Origin of the sequence: Chachezhania antarctica (genome assembly GCF_003646465.1) — a bacterium.
Classification (GTDB): Bacteria; Pseudomonadota; Alphaproteobacteria; order Rhodobacterales; family Rhodobacteraceae; genus Chachezhania; species Chachezhania antarctica.
In genome coordinates, this window is sequence record NZ_QZEX01000010.1 from 128,702 (window position 1) to 153,382 (window position 24,681).

General features: G+C 58.4%; 22 protein-coding genes. 2 read left to right on the forward strand and 20 right to left on the reverse strand.

Features of this window, described 5'->3' with window-relative positions:
* The first annotated feature begins 25 nt into the window (after positions 1–25).
* Both D4754_RS18365 and D4754_RS18370 read left to right on the forward strand, forming a co-directional pair.
* Complete coding sequence (locus tag D4754_RS18365; RefSeq protein WP_047998065.1) at positions 26–1,192, forward strand: CaiB/BaiF CoA transferase family protein; 1,167 nt, start codon at positions 26–28, stop codon at positions 1,190–1,192.
* Entirely contained in the window at positions 1,189–2,355 is a 1,167-nt protein-coding gene (locus tag D4754_RS18370) for a CaiB/BaiF CoA transferase family protein (RefSeq protein ID WP_047998066.1), read from the forward strand. The genes D4754_RS18365 and D4754_RS18370 overlap by 4 nt, the downstream gene beginning before the upstream one ends.
* A gap of 15 nt (positions 2,356–2,370) precedes the next feature.
* On the opposite strand, the gene D4754_RS18375 is transcribed toward D4754_RS18370, so the two are convergent.
* The 20 genes from D4754_RS18375 to D4754_RS18470 form a co-directional block, all read right to left on the reverse strand.
* Positions 2,371–3,528 (reverse strand): acyl-CoA dehydrogenase family protein, encoded by a 1,158-nt coding sequence (locus D4754_RS18375; protein WP_114294360.1) that lies wholly within the window; start codon positions 3,526–3,528, stop codon positions 2,371–2,373.
* Positions 3,529–3,721: 193 nt separating this feature from the next.
* Positions 3,722–4,651, reverse strand: coding sequence for an electron transfer flavoprotein subunit alpha/FixB family protein (locus D4754_RS18380; protein WP_047998068.1), 930 nt, complete (start codon positions 4,649–4,651; stop codon positions 3,722–3,724).
* Entirely contained in the window at positions 4,651–5,409 is a 759-nt protein-coding gene (locus D4754_RS18385) for an electron transfer flavoprotein subunit beta/FixA family protein (protein ID WP_047998069.1), read from the reverse strand. Before D4754_RS18385 ends, D4754_RS18380 begins: the two co-directional genes overlap by 1 nt.
* Positions 5,410–5,452: 43 nt before the next feature.
* Complete coding sequence (locus D4754_RS18390) at positions 5,453–6,235, reverse strand: enoyl-CoA hydratase/isomerase family protein (protein ID WP_047998070.1); 783 nt, start codon at positions 6,233–6,235, stop codon at positions 5,453–5,455.
* Between the two features lie 11 nt (positions 6,236–6,246).
* Positions 6,247–7,023 (reverse strand): enoyl-CoA hydratase/isomerase family protein, encoded by a 777-nt coding sequence (locus D4754_RS18395; protein WP_047998071.1) that lies wholly within the window; start codon positions 7,021–7,023, stop codon positions 6,247–6,249.
* Between the two features lie 89 nt (positions 7,024–7,112).
* Complete coding sequence (locus D4754_RS18400; protein WP_047998072.1) at positions 7,113–8,363, reverse strand: ABC transporter substrate-binding protein; 1,251 nt, start codon at positions 8,361–8,363, stop codon at positions 7,113–7,115.
* An 86-nt stretch (positions 8,364–8,449) separates the two neighbouring features.
* On the reverse strand, positions 8,450–9,688 hold the full coding sequence (locus D4754_RS18405; RefSeq protein ID WP_053079190.1) for an ABC transporter substrate-binding protein: 1,239 nt from the start codon (positions 9,686–9,688) through the stop codon (positions 8,450–8,452).
* 33 nt (positions 9,689–9,721) lie between these two features.
* Complete coding sequence (locus D4754_RS18410; RefSeq protein ID WP_047998074.1) at positions 9,722–10,534, reverse strand: ABC transporter ATP-binding protein; 813 nt, start codon at positions 10,532–10,534, stop codon at positions 9,722–9,724.
* Positions 10,535–10,546: 12 nt separating this feature from the next.
* On the reverse strand, positions 10,547–11,620 hold the full coding sequence (locus D4754_RS18415) for a branched-chain amino acid ABC transporter permease (RefSeq protein WP_047998075.1): 1,074 nt from the start codon (positions 11,618–11,620) through the stop codon (positions 10,547–10,549).
* Position 11,621: 1 nt separating this feature from the next.
* Entirely contained in the window at positions 11,622–12,509 is an 888-nt protein-coding gene (locus D4754_RS18420) for a branched-chain amino acid ABC transporter permease (protein ID WP_047998076.1), read from the reverse strand.
* A complete protein-coding gene (locus tag D4754_RS18425; protein ID WP_047998077.1) occupies positions 12,510–14,429 on the reverse strand; it encodes an AMP-dependent synthetase/ligase in 1,920 nt (639 codons plus the stop codon).
* On the reverse strand, positions 14,422–15,207 hold the full coding sequence (locus D4754_RS18430) for an ABC transporter ATP-binding protein (protein ID WP_047998078.1): 786 nt from the start codon (positions 15,205–15,207) through the stop codon (positions 14,422–14,424). The genes D4754_RS18425 and D4754_RS18430 overlap by 8 nt, the downstream gene beginning before the upstream one ends.
* Before the next feature lie 33 nt (positions 15,208–15,240).
* Positions 15,241–16,095, reverse strand: coding sequence for an SDR family oxidoreductase (locus D4754_RS18435; RefSeq protein WP_047998079.1), 855 nt, complete (start codon positions 16,093–16,095; stop codon positions 15,241–15,243).
* A 105-nt stretch (positions 16,096–16,200) separates the two neighbouring features.
* Positions 16,201–17,367, reverse strand: a complete 1,167-nt coding sequence (locus D4754_RS18440) for an acyl-CoA dehydrogenase family protein (RefSeq protein ID WP_163025970.1) — start codon at positions 17,365–17,367, stop codon at positions 16,201–16,203.
* On the reverse strand, positions 17,364–18,575 hold the full coding sequence (locus D4754_RS18445) for a CaiB/BaiF CoA transferase family protein (RefSeq protein ID WP_047998081.1): 1,212 nt from the start codon (positions 18,573–18,575) through the stop codon (positions 17,364–17,366). The genes D4754_RS18440 and D4754_RS18445 overlap by 4 nt, the downstream gene beginning before the upstream one ends.
* A gap of 197 nt (positions 18,576–18,772) precedes the next feature.
* The gene (locus D4754_RS18450; protein ID WP_047998082.1) at positions 18,773–21,862 is read right to left on the reverse strand and encodes an efflux RND transporter permease subunit; all 3,090 of its coding nucleotides are present in this window, start codon (positions 21,860–21,862) and stop codon (positions 18,773–18,775) included.
* A gap of 31 nt (positions 21,863–21,893) precedes the next feature.
* Positions 21,894–23,042: an efflux RND transporter periplasmic adaptor subunit gene (locus D4754_RS18455; protein ID WP_047998083.1), complete on the reverse strand. Its 1,149-nt coding sequence runs from the start codon at positions 23,040–23,042 to the stop codon at positions 21,894–21,896.
* The gene (locus tag D4754_RS18460; RefSeq protein WP_047998084.1) at positions 23,029–23,583 is read right to left on the reverse strand and encodes a TetR family transcriptional regulator; all 555 of its coding nucleotides are present in this window, start codon (positions 23,581–23,583) and stop codon (positions 23,029–23,031) included. Before D4754_RS18460 ends, D4754_RS18455 begins: the two co-directional genes overlap by 14 nt.
* Positions 23,584–23,725: 142 nt before the next feature.
* Positions 23,726–24,325 carry a TetR/AcrR family transcriptional regulator gene (locus D4754_RS18465; protein WP_047998085.1) on the reverse strand — a complete coding sequence of 200 codons (600 nt, stop codon included), beginning with the start codon at positions 24,323–24,325 and terminating at the stop codon, positions 23,726–23,728.
* Positions 24,312–24,644, reverse strand: coding sequence for a winged helix-turn-helix transcriptional regulator (locus D4754_RS18470; RefSeq protein ID WP_047998146.1), 333 nt, complete (start codon positions 24,642–24,644; stop codon positions 24,312–24,314). Before D4754_RS18470 ends, D4754_RS18465 begins: the two co-directional genes overlap by 14 nt.
* Between the last annotated feature and the right edge of the window lie 37 nt (positions 24,645–24,681).

Consider the following 24,681-nt stretch of genomic DNA (forward strand, 5'->3'; position numbering starts at 1 on the left):
TCCTAGGATCACGTGAGAGAACGCCATGTCAGATTCAAGTTCAGCCCCCCTTTCCGGCAAGCTCGTCATCGCGCTCGAACAGGCGGTGGCGGCGCCCTTTTGCTCTTCGCGGCTTGCCGATGCCGGTGCGCGGGTGATCAAGGTCGAACGCAAGGGCGTGGGCGATTTCGCGCGCGCCTATGATACTGCCGCCAACGGCGAAGGCGCCTATTTTACATGGCTAAACCGGGGCAAGGAATCGGTCGCACTGGATATCAAAGCAGCAGAAGATCGCGATATCCTGCTGAAAATGCTGGAAAACGCGGATGTGTTCATTCAAAATCTTTTGCCGGGCGCCCTGGCAAAGCTGGGTCTGGATTCCGCGAGTCTGCGAGAGAGGTTCCCGCGTCTCGTGACTTGCGACATCACCGGATACGGCGAAGACGGCCCGATGCGCAACGCCAAGGCCTATGACCTTCTGGTGCAATGCGAAAGCGGCCTGGCATCGGTGACCGGCACGCCGGACGGGCCGGGGCGGGTTGGCGTGTCGATCTGCGACATCGCCACGGGCATGACAGCCCATGCCGGGATCTGCGAAGCGCTGATCGGGCGTGAGCGCACCGGCAAAGGTAGCGGCGTTTCGGTGGCCATGTTCGACGTGATGGCCGACTGGATGTCGGTTCCGCTGCTCTATCACGACTATCTTGGCAAACCGACGCCCCGCGTCGGTCTGAACCACACGGTGATCTGCCCCTACGGCGCCTATGAGTGCAAGGACGGTCAGCTTGTCGTCATTACCGTGCAGCACAGCGGCGAATGGCAACGGTTCTGTGAACACATACTGGGCGATGCAACTCTGGCAGCCGACCCCCGGTTTCATGACAACACGGCGCGAATTGACAACAAGCCCGCGCTCGAAGCGCTCATCAAGACCGTGTTCGCCTCGCATGACCGCGTCGAGATGCTGAAGAGGCTCGATGCTGCGGGCATTGCATTCGCGGCAGTCAACGACGTGGCCTCCCTGTCCGACCACCCCCAGCTCGACCGGTCCGTCATCAGCACGCCCTCTGGCGAAATCAACGTCCCTGCGCCCCCGATCCGGCGCAGCGCCGGAGAGACGACACTTGGCCCTTGCCCTGCTTTTGACGCGGACGGCAAAGCCATCCGCGCCGAGTTCGACCCTCGTCATAGAACAGGATACACGCATAAATGACCGCTGCGCAGAAACCCGCGATCCTTGATGGCGTGAAGATTGTCGATCTTACTTCTGTGGTTTTCGGGCCTTTGGCCACGCAAATGCTGGGCGATCTGGGGGCCGATGTGATCAAGGTGGAAAGCCCCGAGGGAGATCTTTTGCGCCAGGTCCAGCCGTCCCGCAACAAGCTGATGGGCGCCGCCTTTCTGGGTGCAAACCGCAACAAACGCAGCGTCATTCTAGACCTCAAGACGCCAAATGATCGCGATCGGCTGCGCAAGCTGCTGGCCGATGCCGATGTGATGATCTCCAGCATCCGGCCCGCGGCGCTTGCCAGATTGTCCCTTGACCCCGAAACGTTGCGCCGCGAGAATCCGAGACTGATTACGGTATCCGCCACCGGCTTTGGGCAGGACGGGCCCTATGCGGCCAAACCTGCCTTCGACGACATCGTCCAATCGGTCTCGGGGTTGGCCAGCTTGGCATCATTGCGCGATCCCGAAGCTGCGCCGGCCTATGCCCCGACGATCCTTGCCGACAAGCTTGGCGGCGTCACTGCGGCCTATGCTGTCATGGCCGCCTTGTTCCATCGTGAGCGCACGGGCGTGCCCCAGCATGTCGAAGTGCCGATGTTTGAGACGCTGACGTCGTTCCTGCTGACCGAACATATGGATGGTGCCACATTCGAGGACAACCCGCAAGATTTCGGCTATGCCCGCATGCTTGTCCCTCATCGCCGCCCGGTTCAGACTTCGGACGGGTTTATCACTATTCTGCCCTACACCAACGTTCAATGGGCACGCTTTTTCAAGGCAGTCGGGCGGGAAGACATGCTCGGCCACTTGTGGGTGACCGACATGGACACCCGCAGCCGCAACATAGGCGCGGTTTACGATATGGTGGCGCAGCTCGCGCTGACACGGACCACAAAAGAATGGCTTGCCCTGATGGAGCAGGCCGATATTCCCGCCATGCCAGTCCGAAACCTGTCAGATCTGCCCAGCGACCCCCATCTTGCCGCCACCGGTTTCTTTCAGCAGATTGCTCATCCAACGGAAGGTGCCATCTGGACAACACGCCCGCCGGTTCGATTTTCGGCAACCCCGGCGCGACACGACCACCGACCAGCCCCTCGGTTGGGCGAGCACAGCGAAGAGATCTTGGGCCCGGCCGAAGAGTAACCCCACCCGGACCGATCAGACATCCAGCGAACGAGCGATCAGTTCCTTCATGATTTCGTTGGTGCCGCCATAGATCATCTGCACCCGGCTGTCGGCGTAAAGACGCGCGATCGGGAATTCCATCATGTAACCGTATCCGCCATGCAGTTGCAGACATTCATGCATGACTTCGTTCTGCGTCTGACTGCCCCACCATTTCGCCATTGACGCGGTGGCGGCATCAAGCTCGCCAGCCTCTATTCGGGCAATGCCGTCATTGACGAAGCTACGCAGCAGTTCGGCTTTGGTCTTGCATTCCGCCAGTTTGAACCGGGTGTTCTGGAAATCCATGATCCGCTTGCCGAACGCCTTGCGATCCTGAACGTATTTTACGGTCTCATCGATCGCGAAGTCGATGAAACCAAGCGCGGTGATTCCGATCATCAATCGCTCCCAGGGCAATTGCTTCATCAGCTGATAGAACCCCTGCCCTTCCTCAGTACCTAGCAGGTTGGCTGTGGGGACGCGCACATCCTCAAAAAACAGCTCGGCCGTGTCAGAGCCCTTCATGCCAAGCTTCTTTAGGTTCCGCCCACGCCGGAATCCTTCTGCGTCCTTGGCCTCCAGAACGATCAGCGACACACCCTTGGCCCCTGCGCTTCTGTCCGTCTTGGCCACCACTACGACTATGTCGGCGGTATGACCGTTGGTTATGAAAATCTTCGACCCGTTGATCTTGTAGTGATTGCCGTCTCGTTCTGCATAGGTCTGAACGCTCTGAAGGTCCGAGCCGGTGCCCGGTTCTGTCATGGCGATAGCGGCGACGCTTTCGCCGCTAATCAACCGCGGCAGCCACTTTTTCTTTTGCTCTTCACTGCCGTAGGTGTTCAGATAGTGAATTACGATGCTCTGGATGCCGTAACCCCAGCCGGTATCTCCGGTGCGCCCTTGTTCATAGACAGTGATCGCGTCAAACCCAATACCGCCCCCGAATCCACCATACTCCTCCGCAATGGATCCGCCCATGACGCCCTGCTCGCCGACGACCTTCCAGAACTCTCGGTCGACGATGCCTTGTGACGCCCATTTGTCGACATTTGGCGCCATCTCGGCATCAAAAAGTTTGCGGGTACTCTCCGCGAACATCTTGTGTTCATCGGAAACCCAGTTTGGGGAGTTCTTGATCAGAGACATGTTTTTTTCCTACAAAGGCGACTTGATCTGTTGAAATCTATCAGGTGTCTTGTCTTGAAAATGAGGAGGAACAGGTTCAAGCGATGCGTCAGATTAAGCAAATATCCTCCCAAGAGCCGGTTCCCCTACTGGTTGCTCCCGTTCATGATAAGCTCCGCGCAAGGCGGACCTTTCAAACGCTGTGCGCCCCGAATCAACTGAGTTTCTCGATCAATTCCGGCACCGCGGTGAAAAGATCCGCGACAAGGCCGTAGTCGGCAACCTGGAAGATCGGGGCTTCTTCGTCCTTGTTGATGGCGACGATGATCTTGCTGTCTTTCATACCGGCCAGATGCTGGATCGCGCCAGAGATGCCCACCGCGACATAAAGATCGGGGGCTACAACCTTGCCGGTTTGCCCGACCTGCCAGTCGTTGGGGGCGTAGCCCGAGTCAACGGCGGCACGGGATGCGCCGACGGCGGCACCCAGCTTGTCGGCCAGTTTCTCGATCAGGGCGAAGTCAGCTTCCGAGCCGACACCGCGCCCGCCCGACACGACCACGCCTGCGCTGGTCAGTTCGGGGCGGTCCGAGGCGGCTACCTTGTCCTCGACCCATTCGGACAGGCCGGGGTTTTCGCCCGTGGCAATCGCCTCGACCGAGGCAGAGCCGCCCATCGGGGCCAGATCGAAGGTCGAGGTGCGGATCGTTATCACCTTGACGCCATCGGTGGATTTCACCGTCTGGATCGCGTTGCCGGCATAGATCGGACGTTCGAACGTGTCCGCATCGACTACGCCCACCACGTCGGACAGGATCATCACGTCCAGCAGGGCGGCGACGCGCGGCATAATGTTCTTCGCATCCGTGGTAGAGGGGGCCACGATGTGCGAATAATTGCCCGCAAGGCTGACGATCAGGGCGGCCACGGGTTCGGCCAGGCGGTGCCCGTAGAGCGCGTCTTCGGCGACCAGCACCTTGGAGACGCCTTCGATCTTGGCGGCCTCATCCGCTGCGGCCTTGGCCGAGGCGCCGGTGCAGAGCACGGTCATATCGCCCAGTTGCTTGGCCGCGGTCACGGCCTTGGCGGTGGCATCCACTGCCAGCGTGCCATCGGTTACTTCACCAATCAGAAGAACAGCCATCACACAGCCCCCGCTTCCTTGAGTTTCGCCACAAGCTCGTCAACCGAGCCCACCTTGATGCCCGCCGCGCGCGCCGCCGGTTCCGAGGTCTTGACCACGGTCAGGCGCGGGGTGACATCGACGCCGTAATCGGCGGCGGTCTTTTCATCGAGCGGCTTTTTCTTGGCCTTCATGATGTTCGGCAGCGACGCGTAGCGCGGCTCGTTCAGGCGCAGGTCGGCGGTCACGATCGTGGGCAGTTTGACCTTGATCGTCTGCAGACCGCCATCCACTTCGCGGGTGACCAGCGCGTGATCGCCCTGAATGTCCAGATGCGAGGCGAAGGCGGCTTGGCTCCAGCCCAGCAGGGCAGATAGCATCTGGCCGGTGGCGTTCATGTCGTTGTCGATGGCCTGTTTACCCGCGATCACCAGACCGGGGTTTTCCTCGGCGATGACGGCTTTCAGGATCTTGGCCACGGCCAGCGGTTCGATGTCGTTGTGAACATCGTCCGTAGCCACGACCAGAATGGCGCGGTCGGCGCCCATGGCCAGCGCGGTCCGCAGGGTTTCCTGCGCTTGCTTGACGCCGATGGAAACCACCACGACCTCATCAGCCTTTCCCGCTTCCTTCAACCGGATCGCCTCTTCCACCGCGATCTCGTCGAAAGGGTTCATGGACATTTTGACATTGGCGAGATCGACACCGCTTCCGTCCGCCTTGACGCGGACCTTCACGTTGTAGTCGATCACACGTTTGACAGGCACGAGTACCTTCATTGGCGTGGTCTCCCTTGAGTTCTTCGATATGGTTTCGACCGACTTATCGGTCTGTGAATTGGGGTTTGCGCTTCTCCGAAAACGCTTTCATAGCTTCGGGAAAGTCATGCGCGCACAGCAGAACACTTTGGCAGTCACGCTCGATGTCCAGAGCCTCAAGATAACTACATTCCGCCGACGCGCGCATCACACGCTTGGCGGTTTGAACGCCGAACATCGGATGCTGTGCAATCTCGCGCGCGATCTCAAGCGCGCGGGCCTCGACCTGTCCGGCCGGCACACATTCCTCGACGACGCGCAGGTCGCGGGCGGTGCGCCCGTCGATCTCGCGCCCCGTGAGAACAAGCATCCGCGCCACGCCCGCGCCGGCGCGTTGCTGAAGAAGCCAGCTCGACCCGGTGTCAGGGCAGCCGCCGACACGGGCAAAAACCTCGCACAGCCGGGCATCTTCGGCCGCTACGACGATATCCGCCGACAGGGCCAGGCTCAGGCCGGCACCGAAGGCGACACCGCAGACGGCGGAGATCAGGGGTTTCCGAAAGAGATACGCGGCGCGCCCGCCATCATGAACCTTGTCCACCATTTCCGATGTGGCTCTCGCGCCTTTGGCAATCTCAGACTGAAAGCCGACCAGATCCCCACCGCTGCTGAAATGATCGCCACCGGTCATGACAACTGCGCGTAGCGTGTCGTCCCGCTCCGCCTGCCGCAGGCATGTTACGAGATCCTCGACAAACCCGATGCTGTAGGGGTTACGTTTCCCGGGCTGGGTAAAGCGTAGGATGCCGATGGGGCCGTCCCGGTCTAGGCGCATCAACTCGGTCATGCCAATCTCCCTCAGGTTCCGGTCCACACCGGGGCGCGCTTTTCGGCGAATGCTCTGGGGCCCTCGATTGCGTCATTGCTGGCGTAAACGACCTCGTGCAGGCGCTTACCTTCTTCCAGACCGCCTGCGCAGCCCAGATCCATGGTGGCGCGAACGCCGCCTTTGGCGGCGATCACGGAAAGCGGCGCGCCCCCGGCAATCCGCTTGGCGAGATCCAACGCCCGCGCGCGCACCGCGTCCGGCGTATCCTCGAGATAATTGGTGAACCCGTAATCATGCAGACGCTCAATCGGCATCAGATCGCCGGTCAGAAGGATTTCCATGAGAATGGGTTGCGGCAGCATCGACAGCGCCGGCGCCGCCCAAGGCGACCCCCGGCCAATCTTCACCTCTGTAATACCAACCTTTGTTCCCTTGAGGCCGACGCGCAGGTCGCAATTGAGGGTCAGCATCATGCCCCCCGCCATCAGCGATCCAGTCATCGCGGCGATGATCGGCTTCTTGCAGGCGCGCATGGTTTCATGAAACGGGTCACGCATTTTCGTCAGAATATCGACTCCTTCATCACGCGCTATCTGCGAAGCTTCCTTCAAATCCAGCCCGGCACTGAAGACACCGCAATCGGTCGAGGTAAGTATCGCCACGCGGACGGTGTCATCCGCTCCGATTTTCTTCCAAGCATCTGTCAGCCCGTTCGTTGCGTCCACAGACAACGCGTTCTTGCGCTCGGGCCGATTGATACAGACGGTCGCGATTCCGTCTTCAATTGTAAGCTTGATCGGGCTCATGGTTTCCACTTCGTTTCTCCAGCATCGTTTTAACTTGAACACGCGGTTGTTGCTCCCCCGCGACATGATCGCCACGGGGGAGCTGCCATCTATTCGACAGTGAACTTCGCCGAGCTTTCCTTGATCACTTCCCACACCACATCGATGTAGTCCGCGCTCCAGTCGGTCAAAGGAACCCAGTTTGCCCCGTCCCATTGTTCAATGCGTGTCTTGCCACCGCCACCGTGATCCTGGGGCGTTACGGTCACAGGGGCCATCAAGCCATTGGCGTCGAAGTTTTCTATCGCCTCGTAGCCCGATTTCATGCTCTCGGGCGTCAACGGCCAACCGTTCTCCTGGATCGCAAGCCGAGCAGCTTCGAAACCCGTCGTATAGACTGCAAGGCCGAGATTGTAGTATACGTCACGAACCAGGCTTTCCGGCCCACTGCCCTTTCCGTTTGCATAGTAGGTGTCGAGCATCGTCTTGACGATTGGCACGTCTTGCCCGCCGGCCACGTTAGTCCCGCGCAAGACACCTTTTGCCTCTTCCGCGCCGATGTTATTTATATCGACCTCGTTCATCCAGTTCACCGACAAGTAGCGGTCGATTGGGAAACCGTTACGACGCATTTCCTTGGACGCAACAACATGCCCACCGGCCAATAGCCAGCTGATCACATAGTCAGGCTTGTCTCGGCGAATCTTGCTCCATGCGCCGGACTGATCCGACCCCGGCAGCGGAACCGGATAGAGCTCCAGTTGGAAGCCTTCCTTCTCGGCAAGCGTCTTAAGAATCTCGATCGGCTCCTGCCCGAAAGGATAGTCCAGATAGATGAAGCCGATCTTGGCATCGCTCAGATCGCCCCCCATTTGGCCCTTGATGAAGGCAACATCGTTCGCCGCCTGCTGCCAATAGGTCGGACCGACAGGGAAGACCCATCCGAAAACCTCGCCGTCGACTGCGTCACCACGGCCGACGAAAGATTGCATCAAAATGTTTCCATCCTTCATGGCACGCGGCAAAGCCGCGTTCGTGACCGGCGTAGACAGGAAGTTGTAGATAAAAACGCCCTCACGCTTCAGCTGCTCATAGCATTCCACGCCCCGCTGCGGCTCATTGCCGTGGTCGCGCACGATGATTTCAACCGGGTGCCCCTCGATGCCACCGTTTTCATTGGTGTACATCGCAAGATCTTGGGCCGCCTGTGCGACCTGTGGCGAAATGAATGTGTATGACTTGCTGAGGTCAAAGCAGAGGCCGAACTTGATCGGCTCATTTTCCTGAGCTGATGCGATCGCCCCGCTGGTTGCCAACGCAGCGGCGATGGCAATAGTCCATACTTTCCGTTTGGTTTTCATGTTTCTCTCTCCCGTTGTTGAACGCAGGGCTCATAGTTCCAATACTGATTCTCAGCCCCACGCATTTTGCGTTCAGTTGCCATTCTTCATTCCCCGTACTTCGAAGAACTTTCCCTAACGACGTCCCAAACAACTTCTCCGTACGCCGCGATCCAGTCAGTCTGCGGAACCCAGGTTTCGCCATCCCACATCTCGATACGCGTCTTGCCGCCGCCGCCGTGATCCTCGGCTGTGACCGTGATTGGTGCCATCAGACCGTTGGCGTCGTAGTTTTCCAGCGACTCTAGGCCCTTTTTATAGGATTCCGCGGTGATCGGCATCCCCTCCAGGTCTGCGGCCCTGCGGGCAGCCTCGAAGATGATCGAATACATCGCCAGACCTGTGTTGTAATAGACGTCCTGCGTGTTCACGAGCGGACCGGAGCCCTCTCCCTCGTCATAGAGTTTATTGATGATCTCCAGACGCAGGGGCACGTCCTGACCACCCACGACATTTGTGCCGCGCTTGAGCCCGGTGGCGGCCTCGGCGCCAATATTGGCGATGTCGACTTCATTCAGCCAGTTTACGGAAATATACTTGTCCATCGGAATGCGATTGCGTTGCATTTCCTTCGAAGCGACGACATGCGCACCACCAAGCATCCATGAGATCACATGGTCGGGATTGTCACGACGCATCTTCGACCATGCACCGGATTGATCGCTGCCCGGCAGCGGCACGGGGTAAAGCAGTAGTTCGAAACCCTCTTTCTGCGACAGCGTTTTGAGAATCTCGATCGGCTCCTGCCCGAACGGGTAGTCGAAATAAATGTAGCCGATCTTGACGTCCGAGAGATCGTCGTCATGTAGCTGCTTGATATATCCGATATCGTTTGCCACCTGCCCCCAATATGTCGGGCCGACGGGATAGACCCATTCGAAAACGGTTCCATCCACCGCATCGCCCCGACCCACCAGTGACTGCATGAGAATCCGCCCGTCTTCCATCGCGCGTGGCAGGATCGCCAAAGATACAGGCGTCGACAGCGTGTCGAAGACGAAAACCCCTTCCCGGCTCAGCCTGGAATAACACTCGATGCCGCGCTGTGGCTCGTTTCCGTGATCACGAACGATAACCTCTACCGGCTCTCCACCGATACCACCCTGCATGTTGATCAGCTTCGCCACATCCATCGCTGCCTGCGACACCTGCGGCGTGGCGAAAGTATAGGCCTTGCTAAGATCATAGCAAACCCCGACCTTGAATGGCTCCGCCAGAGCCTGTGTTCCGGCCATCCAGCTCCCCATCATAGAAAAAACAGCTAATGCCTTGGTAAGTTTCTTCATCTTTTCCTCCCTGAACAATCTCTGTCTAGTGACTTAACTCAGCCAACGCTTGCGTCGGCTGTAATGTTTGACATTGTGAAAGTTGGCACCTTCTCCGCCGCCAAGGTAGAATTCCTGGATGTCGGAGTTGGATTTGAGCGCCTCGGCTGTACCATGCATGACCACGCGGCCGTTTTCGATCAGATAACCTTCCGAAACGATTTCCAGCGCGGCCAAGGCATTCTGTTCAACCAAAAGCACCGACAAACCCTCCTCGCGGTTGATTTTTTGAAGGATGCCGAAAATTTCAGCCACCAAGAATGGCGCTAGCCCAAGACTCGGCTCATCGAGCATCAGAAGACTCGGTTGGGTCACAAGAGCTCGGCCAATGGCAAGCATTTGCTGTTCGCCGCCCGACAGATAACCCGCCTGCGAATTACGGCGCTCGGCAAGCCTGGGAAAATAGTCGTATATTTTATCCTTTTCCACACTCAATTCAGATCTGGACATTCCCATCGGTGCGGCCGCAGTCAGGTTCTCGTCTGGAGTCAGATGCTCGAAAACGCGCCGTCCTTCGATGACGTGACAGATGCCCATTTCGACACGTTTCTGCGCCAGCATCTCTGTGATGTCGGTCCCGTCAAACTTTATCTCACCCCGGCTGATATGGCCGCGTTCTGCCTTCAGAAGACCACTGATCGCCTTCAATGTTGTGCTTTTTCCGGCTCCGTTGGAGCCCAGAAGCGCGACCATTCCGCCCTTCGGCACCTGAACAGAAACGCCTTTGATCGCCAGCATTACGTTGTCGTACAGCACCTCGATGCTATTCATCGACAGAATGGACTGGCCTTGGGCTTTCTCTTGCATCGGCATTCCTCTTTACTTTCTGAGCTGATCGAAGGGCCAGGTCATAAGATAGTCTCTGATATTGCCGTAGAGTTTTCCGAGACCTAGCGGTTCGATCATGAGAATGATGACGATCAACGCGCCGTAGACCGCATTGGGGATATGAGCGAGCGTTTCCACATTGACCTGCATGCCGAGCTCTTCGCTCGCTGTCACGACGAGCCCGTTCACCAGCCCCGGCACGAGCAGGATCAACGCAACTCCGAAATAGGACCCGATGATGCTGCCAAGTCCGCCTACGATCACCATCGCCAATACCTGGATTGATACGTTTACCGAAAACTGTTCGGGTGCGGCCAGAAAGTAGAAGGTCGCGACCAGCAGGGCCCCGCTGACACCGGCAATGAAAGACGATGCCGCGAAGGCTAGGATCTTGTAGTAGAAGCTGTTTACGCCGAGGATCGCCGCAGCAAAATCCTTCTCACGCACTGCGACAAGTGCACGTCCCAGCCCAGTGCGCTTGAGGTTTAGCATGAAGATTGTGACCAAGACGCACCAGCCAAGTGCGACATAATAATAGCCGGCATCAGAGGTGATCTGCTGTCCTAACAGCGCCAAAGTTGGAGCCTGAAGTGATGCGTGTGACCCGCCGGAAATCGTTGGGGAGTGGGTCAATACCCAGTCCATCACGAATTGCATCGCGAGGGTCGTGAGCGCGAGATAAAGACCTTTGACCCGCAATGCGGCAAAGGCGAACAGACTGCCGATCACTGATGCCGCCAACCCGCCAATGATCAAGGCGATTTCCCAAGGCACCCCGAGCCGCACGGCATGTATGGCCGAATAGGCACCAACGGCCATTACTGCGGCATATCCGAGATGGAGCTGTCCGGCCCAGCCTGTCACCAAGTTCAGTCCTAAAGCGGCGGCTGTCCAGATCAGCCAAGGCAAAATGTAACTGTTAAGGTAAAGTGACGGTAGGATAAACGGTGCCGCAAGTCCGATCAACAGAAGGAACACCGCCAAGTTCCGGTCTGCCGGAACTTTGAACATGCGGCTATCCGAGATCAAACTGGAGTGGTAGACACCCGAGAGTCGATAGAACATTTTACACCCTTTCGATGTCGTGACGGCCGAACAGTCCGTGCGGACGGATCATGACCGTAAGAATCAGGACCGCGGCGACGATGAGTTCGCGGCTGCCGCCTCCGACAAGCGGATCAAGAAATTCCGCACCGACATTTTCGATTACGCCCAGAATGATACCAGCAACGATCGCGCCTAATATGCTGTCGAGACCACCCAGAACAGCGACAGTCAGACCCTTGAGAAGCAGAAGCGACAGTGCCTGATCGACACCCTGGATTTCGCCCCAAATGACACCTGCCGCCACAGCCACCACAGAAGCGAGGGCCCAGGACAGCCCGACACCGCGCTCGACCGAAATTCCGACAGACCATGATGCCATGTAATCATCCGCGATCGCCCGCAATTTGATCCCGGTCCGGGTTCGAAAGAACACCATGAAAGCGACGAACAGGGCAAGCGCAACGCCGGCGCCGACCAGATGGATGCGGCTGATGAAGATGTCGCCCAGAAACAATGGTTCATAGCTGACACCGAGTTCCATCGAACGCGACGTCCCACCCCAGATTGCAAGCGTTGTGCCCCGCAGGAAGATGTCGAGGCCAAGTGTCAGCATCAGGATCATGACGACCGGACGGCCCGCGAGACGCCGAAGCGCCACCCTTTCAATGCCAAACCCCAGACCGAACATGACGACCGCAGCAAGCGGAATAGCTAGCCATAACGGCATTCCCAGATCGCGCGCTAGGGCAAGAACCACATAAGCCCCGACCATTGTCAGCCCGCCCTGCGCCAGATTAGGCACCGAGGATGCCTTGTAGACCAGGACCAGGCCGATGGCAAAAAGTGAATACAACAGACCCGTCAGGGCACCGTTGATCGCAAGCTCTGATAAAAAAACCCAATCCATTTAAACCTCCCTTATGGGAAGGGTTCTTTCGACCTTCCCCATTTCTCCGGTCTCGTAAGCCACCTGGGCGCTCACATGGACCTTGGTTGAACCGTCATAGAGTGCCGCGATAACATCGGCGTAGCGTTCCTCTACGACCTTGCGACGCAGTTTTCGGGTTCGAGTGATCTCGCCATCGTCCGGGTCAAATTCCTTTGGAAGGCAGACAAAGCGCTTCAGGTGCAGTGGCTCGGTGACGGCCTTGTTTACCCGTTCGAAAGCCGGGCGTATTAGCGCCGCGACTTCGTCGCGCTGAGACAAATCTGAATAGGACACATATGGCACACCGTTCACCTCGGCCCAATGACCGACAGCTTCAAAATCCACGCAGATCATCGCAGTCAGCTCATCCCGCCCCGCTCCGACAACGGCCGCATCCTTGATATACGGACTGAATTTCAGCCGGTTCTCTATATAGTTTGGCACGTAGCGTTCACCGCCCGCCGTATGCATGACCTCGGAGACGCGCCCCAGAACCACAAGCTGGCCATTCTCCTCAAGATAGCCGGCATCGCCAGTACGCAGCCACCCGTCCGTCAGGGCTTCGGCGGTCGCTTCGGGTTTGTTGAAATAGCCATTGAACACACCTTCCGAGCGCAAGAGGATTTCACCGTTCTCGTCAATCTTCGCCTCGACACCCGGCACGGGCTTGCCGACGGTATGCAGGCGCACCTCGTTGGGGGCCTGCATCGCGGTGATCGCGCTGTGCTCGGTCTGGCCGTAGAACTGGCGCAGCTTGATCCCGAGGGCGCGGTAGAACACGAAGGTATCTTCGCCAATCGCCTCGCCACCGGTAAACGCATTCCTCAGGCGGCTCATGCCGAATTGATCCTTGATCGGACCGAAAATGAGAGCCTCCCCCAGAAAACGGCCCAGTGGTTCCAACGCACCACCACTTTGGCCGTTCAGTTTGCGCGTCTCGGCGGCAATCGCCCGGTCCATGAAGAAGTGGTAGAGCCACTTCTTCAACGGGGTTGAGTTCTCCATGCCGACCTGGATTGTTGTCAACATCTGGTCCCAACTCCTGGGTGCTGCCAGGTAGAAGGTCGGTGCGATTTCCCGCATGTCTCGAACGACCGTTTCCTGCCTCTCCGGTACGTTCACCGTGAACCGGAACATCAGCGCCGCCGCCACCGTTATGGCATAATCGCCGACCCAGGCCATCGGGAGATAGGCAAGGATTTCCTCTCCCTCTCCAAACACTCCCGCTGCATGGCCATTGCGGACAGCGGCAAGAACATTCTTCTGGCTCAGTACGATACCCTTCGGCTTGCCCGTGGTGCCCGACGAATGCAGGAAGATTGCCGGGTCCTCGGGCTTCGCTCTGTTCAGAAGTTCATCGCGGCGGCGCGGATCCTCGTTGAGACTGTGCAGGCCGATTTCGATCAGGTGATCCCATGACATCAGGCCGTCGTCTTCATAGAAGCTGAGCCCGCGCGTTTCGTCGTATATGATATGCGCTATGCCGCTCGCGCTCGCGCTCCGCAGCTCGAGGACCTTGTCCACTTGCTCTTGATCTTCTGCTATGGCCGCGACGATTTCGACCTCGCTCAGGAAATGCTGAAGCTCTTCGATCGTTGCGCCAGGATAAGCCGGCATTGCATAGGCACCGAGCAGCGAAATCGCAAGCATGCCTGCATAGAGCCGCGCACGGTTGTCGCCCAGAATGAGCACAGCCTTGCCGGGCTTTACGCCGATCTTCTCAAGCCCGGCCGCGCAGGCCAGTACTTCTTCGGCGTACTCTGCCCAGGTGGTTTCCTTCCAGATTCCACGCTCTTTTTCGCGAATAGCAATATTCGACCCGTAGCTTGACGCGTTCCGTGCCAGCAATGCCCCGATCGTTTCGCTGGCGGAAAACTGCGATTTTGCTGCTTCAACCATGCGATCCTCCAATATATGCCTCGATAACCCTCGGATCTTTTACAACATCCTTCGGGATACCGCTGGCGATCATTTCGCCGTAGTTGAGTGCCAGCACCCGATCACAAATACCGATGATGACGTCCATATGATGTTCGATAAGCAGGACACTAACGCCGCGTTCATCCCGCGCGTCCAGAATGAAGCGGGACATATACCCCTTCTCCTCCTGGTTCATACCCGCCATCGGCTCGTCAAGGATCAACATCTGCGGCTCTGCCACCAGGGCCCGCGCAAGTTCGACCCGCTTTTTCAGCCCGATCGGAAGGCCGTCGACCAGTTCGTACCGGATGCTCTCGAGCTGCAGGAACTCGATCACCTCCTCGACGATTTTGCGGTTCTCGACTTCTTCAGGACGGGCCGCCCACCAATAGAACGCCGTGCGGAAAACTCCCGGGTGCATATGAATGTGCCGGCCGAGCAGGATATTATCGAGAACGCTCATCCCATTGAAGAGCGCGAGGTTCTGAAACGTCCGGGCCACACCGAGCTTTGCAACCTTGTGGGGTGCCGTGCCGGTAATGTTCTTTCCGGCCAACCGGACAGTCCCCTCGTTTGGCGGGTAGAACCCGGTGATTGCATTGGTAAGCGTCGTCTTGCCACTGCCATTCGGCCCAACAAGGCCGAAGATTTCCCCTCGCTGGATGACAAGATCGACACCGGTGACAGCAACGATACCGCCAAAACGGCGTTCGATCCCTGTGCATTCCAGTATCGGCTTATTACTTAGTGTCGTCATATGGCCCCCGTTTTCCCCCAGGCAATGCACGTATCAAGATATCCGGAAGTAATCCGGTCGACCTGTGGGCCAGGGATCTCCCCACAACTGCTGCCCACCGTCGATATTCAGAACTTCACCGGTTACGAATTTCCCCGAATTTGCCGCCATATAAACAACGCCTTCGGCGACATCCCATTCGTCGCCGGCGTGGCGCATCGGATTTGAGTCCTCGAAGGTGGCCGCGCCGTCTTCGGGATAGTTGTGAAAGCCGTTGCTTTCACAACATCCGGGCGCCACGCAGTTCACGCGAATCCCATGCGGCGCCCACTCTACCGCGACCGATTTTGACAAGTATATCACCCCTGCTCGCGCCGCACAGGTATGCGCGATGCCCGGCATGCCGCGCCAGATGTCGGCCACGATATTCACGATAGAACCGGGTCGCTTTTGCTCGACCCAGTGTCGTGCGGTGGATTGCATCATCCACCAGGTCCCGTTGAGGTTGGTGTCGATGACCGCGTTCCAGCCCTTCGGAGAAAAGTCCAACGCTGCTTGGGGAAACTGACCCCCGGCATTGTTCACCAGAACGTCAATCGATCCGAATTCACGGTTGACCTCGCCAACGAAGTCCTCGACCTGTCCGGGATCCCGGATCGTCATAGGCTTGGCAAACACCATGCCACCAAAAGTTTCGAGAAATTCCTTGGCCGAGGCCAGCTTTACCGCGTCGCGTCCATTGATCGCAAGATTGGCACCCAACCTAGCGAACAGCACCGCAATGGAAAGACCCAAGCCACCGCCGGCGCCCGTCACAGCAACGGTTTTACCCGCAAACAAGTCGCTTGCATACACGGTTGCGCGTGACGCCAAGTCTCCTCGCGAAGACCCGTACTGCGTCTTAGTCATGACGCCTCCTCCCTGTGTCCCGTTCGGGTTCGTTGCGGATAATCTAACGCGTGTTAGAAAACTATGCAAGACAAGAATGCGCTTTGCTATAGTGATCACCTCTGGTCAGTAAGACTTTGGAAGCCCTAACGCTTTTTCGGCGATGAACGACAAAAGCATCTGTGGTGTCACGGGGACGATGCGGAAAAGTAGTGCCTCTCTTACCAGACGCTCCACATGATATTCCTTGGCGTATCCAAACCCGCCAAAGGTAATCTGCGCTGCTTCAGTCGCCTCGACCGCGGCATCTGCGGCCAGTAGCTTGGCAGCGTTGGCTTCCACTCCGCACGCCTCTCCCGAATCATAGAGGGCGGCGGCATGCATCACCATGAGATTGGCAGCTTCCACCCGTGCCCATGCCATTGCCAGCGGATGCTGGATGCCCTGATTCTGGCCGATCGGCCGCCCAAAGACCACACGCTCGTTGGCGTATTGCGCGGCGCGCACCAATGCATTGCGTGCGATGCCGATGCATTCGCCGGCAACGAGGATGCGTTCCGGGTTCAGCCCATGCAGAATCTGTCGGAAACCCTTGCCCTCTTCCCCAATCAAGTCTTCGGCCGGGATTGGCAGTCTGTCGATGAACATCTCGTTCGAGTCAACGGCTTTCCGGCCCATTTTTTCGATTTCGCGAACATCCACGAAATTGCGGTCCAGATCCGTATAGAACAGGCTCAAACCCTCGGTCGGGTTAGTCACGTCTTCAAGCCGTGTCGTTCTGGCCAGAAGCAGCATCTTGTGGGCCACCTGCGCGGTCGAAATCCAGACCTTTTGACCATGAACGACGTACCTGTCCCCCTGTCGCACAGCTATGGTTTTAAGCTTGGTGGTATCCAGCCCGGTCGTCGGCTCGGTTACAGCGAAACAAGCTTTTTGATCGCCGGCGATCAGAGGGGGCAGCATGCGAGCGCGCTGTTCATCGGTTCCGAACTTGACCACCGGGTTGAGCCCGAAAATGTTCATGTGGATGGCCGAGGCCCCGCTGGCGCCAGCCCCCGATTCGGCAATCGCCTGCATCATGATGGTCGCTTCGGTGATCCCCAGACCAGCACCGCCTACGTCTTCCGGCATGGCAATGCCAAGCCAGCCACCATCTGCCATCGCCCTGTGCAAATCATGCGGGAAACCCCCGTTCCGATCCCGGTCCAGCCAGTAGTCGTCATCAAACTGCGCACATATACGCAGGATCTGATCTCGAATTTCCTTTTGTTCACCCGTCATTCGAAATGTCATTGTGTCTCGCTCCCATCCACACCTACAAACCCTGCCTCACACAGGGCAGTGATCCGGTCATCTTCATATCCAAGATTGCGCAGAATGCTTCGGCTGTCCGCGCCCGGCGGCCGCCCTAGCCAGCGCAACTCACCGGGGGTGGCGCTGAGATGCGGGATAGGTCCAATCACCTGCGTTTGCTCGCCCTCAACCGATACGATGTCGCCGCGATGACGTATCTGCTCATTCGTCATGATCTCCTCGACGCTCAGCACACGAGAGGCAACCGCATCATAGCGGGCAAACTCCGCCTCGACTTCCGCAAGCGTGTGTTGCGTGACGAAATCATTTATGGCGTCGAAGACCACGGCCATATGCTGCGACATCTCGTCGAGTGTAGCGAACCGCGGATCATCGGCCAGCGCATCTCCGCCGACCGCCCGCAACAGGCGTTGCGCTGTTTCTGCGCTACCAGCCGAAACGGTCACCCACACCCCATCAGAGGTTCGGAACATGCCCCCCGGCGCAAAATCCATCGGCTGGCGCAGCCCGTTGCGCCGCGGCGAGAGGTTCGCGCCCGTCAATGCGGGCACGGGATAGTCCATCAGTCGAAGCAGCGCCTCGAACACCGCAAGATCGACGACCTGACCACGCGCAATCCCTTTTTCCCGGGCAAACAGCGCGATCATGATCCCCAAAGCACCCATCAACCCTGTCGTGCTGTCGGCCGCTGGAAATCCGGGGTGCATCGGTGGCCCGTCCGCAAAACCAGTCAGATGGGCTAGACCACTCAACGCCTCTGCCGCGCGCCCGAAAGCGGGCACGTCCCGCATCGGGCCGTCCTGACCGTAACCCGAAACGCGCAGAATAACTAAATCCGGGTTCCACTTATGCAGGGTTTCAGTCCCGACACCCGCACGTTCAAGCACGCCTGGCCGGAAATTTTCAACAAGTACGTCGGCGCTTTCAACCAGTCTGCGCAGGATGTCCCGTCCTTCGCCCGACTTCCAGTCGAGGCTCAGAATTTTTTTGTTGCGGCCCAGAGTTTTCCACCAAACGCCAACTCCGTCCCCGGCCTTTGGTCCGAGATCGCGCATCATATCCGTCCGGTTGGGTGCCTCAATCTTGATGACGTCTGCCCCAAAATCAGAAAGCAGCGAGGTCGAGAGTGGTCCAGCAATAACATGACCGAGTTCGATGATTTTCAGCTGATGAAGTGGGGAGGTCATATGATCTCTTCGCTAATAATCTAACATCCGTTAGATTATTAGCGAAGAGGCGGACCAAATTCAAGCCGCAATTGCGATTCCAATGGCTCGGGAAAGGGTTAATGATTGCTGTCTTTTAGAAATTTGCGGTCAGACAGAGAGAATGTTTACCCACAAAGTCGTCACCTTATTCACGTGATATCGACCAGTTCGCAAAGTCAGGAAGAGATCAACTTCGAATGCAACGTGGTCGGATTCATCTCCCGCCTCGGAGGACGGATCCGAAAGAGGAGCGCGTAAAGCACCGGCACGGCCACCAGCGTCAAGACCGAAGCAAAGGCAAGGCCGCCCATGATTGTGACCGCCATAGACGCGAAAAACGCATCCGGCAGCAGTGGGATCATGCCGAAAATCGTCGTGCCGGCCGCGAGCACCACCGGGCGCAGACGGCTGACCGATCCATTCATCACGGCCTCGTAATCCGCAACACCATCTGCACGTTGCAAGTCGATCTCTTCGACCAGAACAATCGCGTTCTTCATCAGCATCCCGGATAGCGAGAGGAAGCCGAGCAAGGCCGTAAAGGTGAAAGGCAATCCGGTGAGCAACAGCCCCAGGACCATGCCCGTCACGGACATGGGGACGACAAGCCAAAGGATCAGCGGTTGGCGGATCTTGTTGAACATCAGGATCGAAATCGTCAGCATGACCAGGAAGCCTAGGGGAAGCTGTTTGCCAAGGCTTTGCTGCGCCTCCCCTGCGCTTTCGAATTCGCCACCCCATTCCATCGAGTAACCTTCCGGAAGCGGAATGGCCTCGATCTCGGCGCGGACACTGCGGAAAGCTTCATCAGCGGTGAGGTCGCTGCGCGCGCCACCAAGGGCGGTGATCGTCCGTTCGCGGTCGCGCCGGTGAATGAGCGCCTCGGCGAGGCGTGTTTCGAAGCGTTCCACCAGGTTGGCCATGGGAACATAGGATCCCGCCCCCGCGGACCAAACCGACAGGTCGCGGACGTGGCCAATGCCGTCACGTTCGCTCTCTGGAAGTCGGAGAAGAATCGGGATCACCACATCTCCCTCTCTCAGCTCGCCAACGCGCAAGCCAGAGGTTCCGAAGCGAATAGTGTCCGCGATCGCGCTGCGCGTGGCGCCGGCCAGCCGCATCCGCGACTCGTCGACGACAGGTTCAATGAGAATCTCGCGTTGGCGCCAGTTGGTGCGCGGATTAGTGATCGTACCTGCCTCCTCGAAAATGCTTGTCGCCTCATCCGCGAGCTGGCGCAGGATGACAGGATCGGGTCCCGAAAAACGAACTGCAACATCGGCACCGGCTGGCGGTCCGAACACGATCTCTTCGACGCGGATCAGAGCGTGGGGGAATTCAGCGGGCAAGTCTTCGTTGAGTCTGCTGGCGATCGCCGGGATCATCGCGGCGTCCGCAACCCGGACGATGAGCTGGCCATAGCTGGCATCCGCCTGCTCTGGGTTGTATGTCAGCATGAAGCGGCTTGCACCACGCCCCACCAGGGTCGTCACATCTGTTACACCCTCTTCGGCCAGAAACATTTGTTCCAGACGTCGCATTTCGCGTTCGGTGACATTGATGTCGGTCCCTTGCGGCATCTGGAATTGGACATAGAAAATCGGGGTGTTCGACGCCGGGAAAAAGGCCTGCTTAACCTGACCGAAGGCCATCACCGACCAGACGGTGATCCCCAAGATTGTCAGCACGACCGGGATACGGGCGCGCAGCGCCAGCCACAGAAACCCGCGATAAACCCCATAGAAAGCGCCCTTGTAGGGATCATCCGAAATGTTCTTGGGGGCCTTGAGCAGCAGCTTGCCAAGATACGGCGTGACCGTTACGGCAAGAACCCAGCTCATGAGCAGCGATATGGCGATCACCGCGAACAACGAAAACAGGAACTCGCCCGTCGCATCGGGCGACAGACCAATCCCGGAAAAGGCCATGATCCCGATCACGGTCGCGCCGAGCAAGGGGATGGATGTGGAACCTTCTGTTTCGACCGCCGCGTCTTCCGCGCTCTTTCCCCGCGCCATGCCGATTACCATTCCCTCGGTGATGACGATGGCGTTATCAACCAGCATTCCCATTGCGATGATCAGGGCGCCCAGGCTGATCCGTTCCATCTGGATCCCGAACACCGACATGAAGAACAGCGTGGAGAAAACGGTGAGCCCGAGCGTTGTCCCCACCACAAGGCCCGCCCGCCAGCCCATGGTCAGCATCAGCGCCCCGACGACGATGGCGATGGACTGCCCTAGGCTGACAAGAAAACTCGAAACCGCCTCGTCGACCACAACATGCTGTTCATAGATAGGGGTGATCTCTACCCCCTCGGGCAACGCGGCCCTCAGCTGTTCGATCCGGTCCGAGACCGCAGCGCCGACCTCGACGACGTTCCGGTTTGTCAACGCCGACACGCCGAGAGTGAAGGCTGCTGCTCCGTTCTGGCGGATGATCTGGCTTGGCTGTTCGGCCTCATCGCGAGTGACACGGGCGATGTCGTTGACCGCCACTTGTCCGACCTCTCCAGCCACGCCAAGCCGCAGTTCTTCAAGCCCTTCGGGTGTTACATAACCCGGCGGAACCGACAGGCCGATACGTGCAGGGCCCTCGGTTATCTCGCCATTGGTGAACACCTGGTTCTCGTCCGTGAGAAGACCAAGTATCTGGTTGGGCGGAATCCCAAGTCCAGTGAGGCGGGCGGATGGGATCGAAATGGTGACCAATTCTTCGGCGAGGCCCTGAACCTCGACATTTGCGACCCCGTCGACAGTGACGAGTCCGACTCGCAACGACCTCGCCAGATCACGCTGCTGCTGTGGGGTCAGACCTTCGGTCGTCACAGCGTAGAACATGCCGAAGACGTCGCCAAAGTCGTCGTTTATGATGGGTGCGCGCGCGCCCGCCGGAAGCTCCCCCTCCACATCTCGGATTCGGCGTCGCATTTCGTCCCAGACCTGCGGGATTTCGTCACGACCATAGGTGTCCACGATGTCAACAGTAATCTGCGCCATGCCCGGCATCGACTTGGATTCGACCCTGTCCAGCTGCTTCATCTGCTGCAAAGCATTCTCAATGACGTCAGCGACTTCCTCCTCGACCTCGACGGCCGTGGCGCCGGGATAGGGCACGAAGACGAGCGCGGTCTTGAGGGTAAAGCTCGGATCTTCCAGACGGCCGACCGTGTTCAGCCCCCAGTAGCCACCGAACAGGCAGAAGATGATCGCAAGCCATACCGCGACGGGACGCTTGATGCTGGCGCGTGAAATGCTGAGTGCCATGAACTAATTTCGTCCTGTTAAAAGGGTAGGATCACAAACCCGAAACGACGACTGCCTGATCGTCGCTGAGCCGCCACCAGCCGCCAGACACGACCAGTTCGTTGCCCTCCAGACCGCCCAGAATGACAACCTCGTCATCAACGGGAAGCCCAAGCTGGACCGACCTGCGCGAGACCTGGCCGGATGATTCATTGTAGACCCAAATAGAAGGATTGGGTCGGCTCGTCGTGTCCACCGCTGAAACCGGAACGATGATGGCTTGTGGGCGACTTTCTTCTGCCGCAATGGCAATGCGCACATCCGCAATCATTCCTGGCAGCAGGCGCGGGTCGATATCGCCGGTGATGGCGAATTCCAGATCATAGGTCTGCGCCGTCTGGTCGGCATCGGTCGCAAAGGACCGGAATACGAGAGGTGCCGTGTAGCCCGGCACGGCTGGGAAACTCGCCACGATGTGGAAGGCGCCGGGTGTCGCTCGCGCAATGGCCGCAAGATCCTCCGGCAGCGATATCACGACTAGCATCTCGTTGAGGTCCTGCAAGCGTGCGACTGGGGCGGCCGAAGTAATGTTGACGTATTCCTCGACGAAGGTGCGCGCCACGATCGCGTCGAACGGCGCGACGATCTGGGTCTGTGAGAGACGCCGCCGTGCCTCTCGCAGCGCGACATCTGCCTGCGCGAATTGGGCGCGCGCAGTCTCGAGCCGGGCGTCGGCCGCGACACCCCGCGCGGCGAGACCGGCCGCGCGATTAAGCTCGGACTTCGAGAGATCGAAGGACGCTTGCGCCCGGTGGACCGTAAGCTCGAAATCGACCGGATCGAGCTCGGCAATAACGTCGCCCGCGCGGACCGTGTCGCCGGGCTCCACCGCGAGCCGAACGATCTGCCCCGATATCTGAAACGCAAAATCCACTGTCCGGGCAGGTTCGACGCGACCTGCGACGGTGCGGGATTGATTGACGGAGCGACTGATCACACGGGTGACTTCGACTGTGACCGGTCGTTCCGCGTTCCCCCCAGGCCGTGTGTCAACATCTGCCTCCGTGGTGCCCGTCGCGGTCTGAGCAAGCACGTCGGTCAGGAACGACGGAGCGAACGGAATTGCAACGGCAGCCACGCCTGCGACCAAGACAACAGACATTAATTGCTTCAAACGTCGTGTCTTTCTATTCGAGTTCATTGATCATGGTCCTCAATCGTTCGATGACGCGTTCCCCGATGTCCGCGCCGCCATCCGGAAGCTTCAAAAGCTTCTGGAACCTCAGCCCTTGGATCGCAAGGACGGCAATCATGGCACCCGGAGCGTCCTTCGTGTCGGACAGGATGCGCTCAAGATCGCCGGTCAGCTCAACGCGGAGTGGATCTAGCAGCTGTGGATCCGAGGCCGCGGCGGCGAGTATCGCCATGGACAGGTCATCGTCGACATCCTTGGATCGGGTGATGGTTTCAAGATGTCCTCGCAATGTGCGCGAGGACAGCCGCTCGGGCAGATCGTTAAGGAGCACGCGATGCGCCGAGAGCATTTGGTTCAAAAGTCCGGATAGCAGGGCTTTCTTCGTCGGATAGTTGTATAGCACCCCGCCCTTGCTCAGGCCGGACTCCTTTGCGACGGCGTCAATCGTTATTTTTCCAGCACCTTCACGCGCGGCAATCGCACGCGCCGCCTCGAGGATCTTCCGCGAGGTCTTTCCTTCTCCCGCAGCGAGTAGGCGCCCTTTCATTTCTGTACCATCCGGACGGTTAGGTTCGACAGGCAGCTATGTCTCGTTACCACCTAAGTCAAGCGTCCGGTGCACATCGCGTCAAAAAGGCGTGGCGCCTGCTGTCAAGAGTACATGAAGCCACCTGGATGTCCTCCTCCCGCTAAATCGAGCTATTGCCCGCGGAATAGACGTCTAGAAAGGTGTCGGTAGCTTTCGTGGAATGTTCTGATGCATCGATCCGAGGCTCGAGCGCCAACAGTCTCGGCATGATGACGCCGGACAGGGAGAGATGAATGAACTGACCGGCAGCAGTATGGCAATCCTGCACGTGCAGAGATCCCGCGTCGCGCATGCCTTGAAGGATCCGCGCGACAATTCCGGTAGCCCGCTTCGGACCCGCTTCCATGTATATGTCGCCTGCCTCGGGCAGAACCGAAACCGCACCAATGCAGGAACGCAATAGACGAATGTAGTCATCATCCATCACAAGGTCGATCATGCGCCGTGAGAGCTCTTCCAGGACGCTTCGCGGATCTTCTCTGCTTGATAGCGGTCGAGATATTTCGGCCGAGAGCCTGTCGCACTCCGCTTGCACAACGATCAGAAAGAGCTGTTCCTTGCTTGAACAATGAGCATAAAGGGTTGCCTTGGATACTTTCGCTTCCTCGGCAATCGCATCGACGCTGGCACCTTCGAAGCCAAATTTCAGGAAAACGGTCCTGGCCCCTCTGAGCACATCGTCAACTTTACTGACCCTCATGCCGACCACCTCCCTCGCCTGCGAAGACGCCCTCGTGTTCCCAATTATGTGCAATCTCTCCCAGTGCGTCGAGAACGCTTCGCAAGTCGTTGCCGCGCGACGTCAGGCCATAGGACACCGCAGGCGGAATGGTCTCAGCCTGTTCGCGCCAGATGACACCAGCGCCTTGCAGCATCCGCAGACGCTCGGTCAACATTCGGGTTGATATCCCCGGCACAGCTCGCTTCAGCGCCCCGAACCTTTGCGGCCCCTGATCGCTCAGGACCCAGATGATGTAGGTGGTCCAGGGTCCCATGAGCAGACGCAAAATCGAGTCCATCGGGCACTGTGGCGGGACCTTGGGCATCGCTGTTCAC

Coding starts and splice junctions, on each gene's coding strand:
- D4754_RS18470 (WP_047998146.1), bottom strand. CDS start 24,644: ATGGACTCGATTTTGCGTCTGCTCATGGGACCCTGGACCACCTACATC.
- D4754_RS18380 (WP_047998068.1), bottom strand. CDS start 4,651: ATGGCTGTTCTTCTGATTGGTGAAGTAACCGATGGCACGCTGGCAGTG.
- D4754_RS18370 (WP_047998066.1), top strand. CDS start 1,189: ATGACCGCTGCGCAGAAACCCGCGATCCTTGATGGCGTGAAGATTGTC.
- D4754_RS18410 (WP_047998074.1), bottom strand. CDS start 10,534: ATGCAAGAGAAAGCCCAAGGCCAGTCCATTCTGTCGATGAATAGCATC.
- D4754_RS18445 (WP_047998081.1), bottom strand. CDS start 18,575: ATGACCTCCCCACTTCATCAGCTGAAAATCATCGAACTCGGTCATGTT.
- D4754_RS18455 (WP_047998083.1), bottom strand. CDS start 23,042: ATGAACTCGAATAGAAAGACACGACGTTTGAAGCAATTAATGTCTGTT.
- D4754_RS18430 (WP_047998078.1), bottom strand. CDS start 15,207: ATGACGACACTAAGTAATAAGCCGATACTGGAATGCACAGGGATCGAA.
- D4754_RS18425 (WP_047998077.1), bottom strand. CDS start 14,429: ATGGTTGAAGCAGCAAAATCGCAGTTTTCCGCCAGCGAAACGATCGGG.
- D4754_RS18400 (WP_047998072.1), bottom strand. CDS start 8,363: ATGAAAACCAAACGGAAAGTATGGACTATTGCCATCGCCGCTGCGTTG.
- D4754_RS18460 (WP_047998084.1), bottom strand. CDS start 23,583: ATGAAAGGGCGCCTACTCGCTGCGGGAGAAGGAAAGACCTCGCGGAAG.
- D4754_RS18365 (WP_047998065.1), top strand. CDS start 26: ATGTCAGATTCAAGTTCAGCCCCCCTTTCCGGCAAGCTCGTCATCGCG.
- D4754_RS18415 (WP_047998075.1), bottom strand. CDS start 11,620: ATGTTCTATCGACTCTCGGGTGTCTACCACTCCAGTTTGATCTCGGAT.
- D4754_RS18440 (WP_163025970.1), bottom strand. CDS start 17,367: ATGACATTTCGAATGACGGGTGAACAAAAGGAAATTCGAGATCAGATC.
- D4754_RS18385 (WP_047998069.1), bottom strand. CDS start 5,409: ATGAAGGTACTCGTGCCTGTCAAACGTGTGATCGACTACAACGTGAAG.
- D4754_RS18435 (WP_047998079.1), bottom strand. CDS start 16,095: ATGACTAAGACGCAGTACGGGTCTTCGCGAGGAGACTTGGCGTCACGC.
- D4754_RS18390 (WP_047998070.1), bottom strand. CDS start 6,235: ATGACCGAGTTGATGCGCCTAGACCGGGACGGCCCCATCGGCATCCTA.
- D4754_RS18375 (WP_114294360.1), bottom strand. CDS start 3,528: ATGTCTCTGATCAAGAACTCCCCAAACTGGGTTTCCGATGAACACAAG.
- D4754_RS18405 (WP_053079190.1), bottom strand. CDS start 9,688: ATGAAGAAACTTACCAAGGCATTAGCTGTTTTTTCTATGATGGGGAGC.
- D4754_RS18450 (WP_047998082.1), bottom strand. CDS start 21,862: ATGGCACTCAGCATTTCACGCGCCAGCATCAAGCGTCCCGTCGCGGTA.
- D4754_RS18420 (WP_047998076.1), bottom strand. CDS start 12,509: ATGGATTGGGTTTTTTTATCAGAGCTTGCGATCAACGGTGCCCTGACG.
- D4754_RS18465 (WP_047998085.1), bottom strand. CDS start 24,325: ATGAGGGTCAGTAAAGTTGACGATGTGCTCAGAGGGGCCAGGACCGTT.
- D4754_RS18395 (WP_047998071.1), bottom strand. CDS start 7,023: ATGAGCCCGATCAAGCTTACAATTGAAGACGGAATCGCGACCGTCTGT.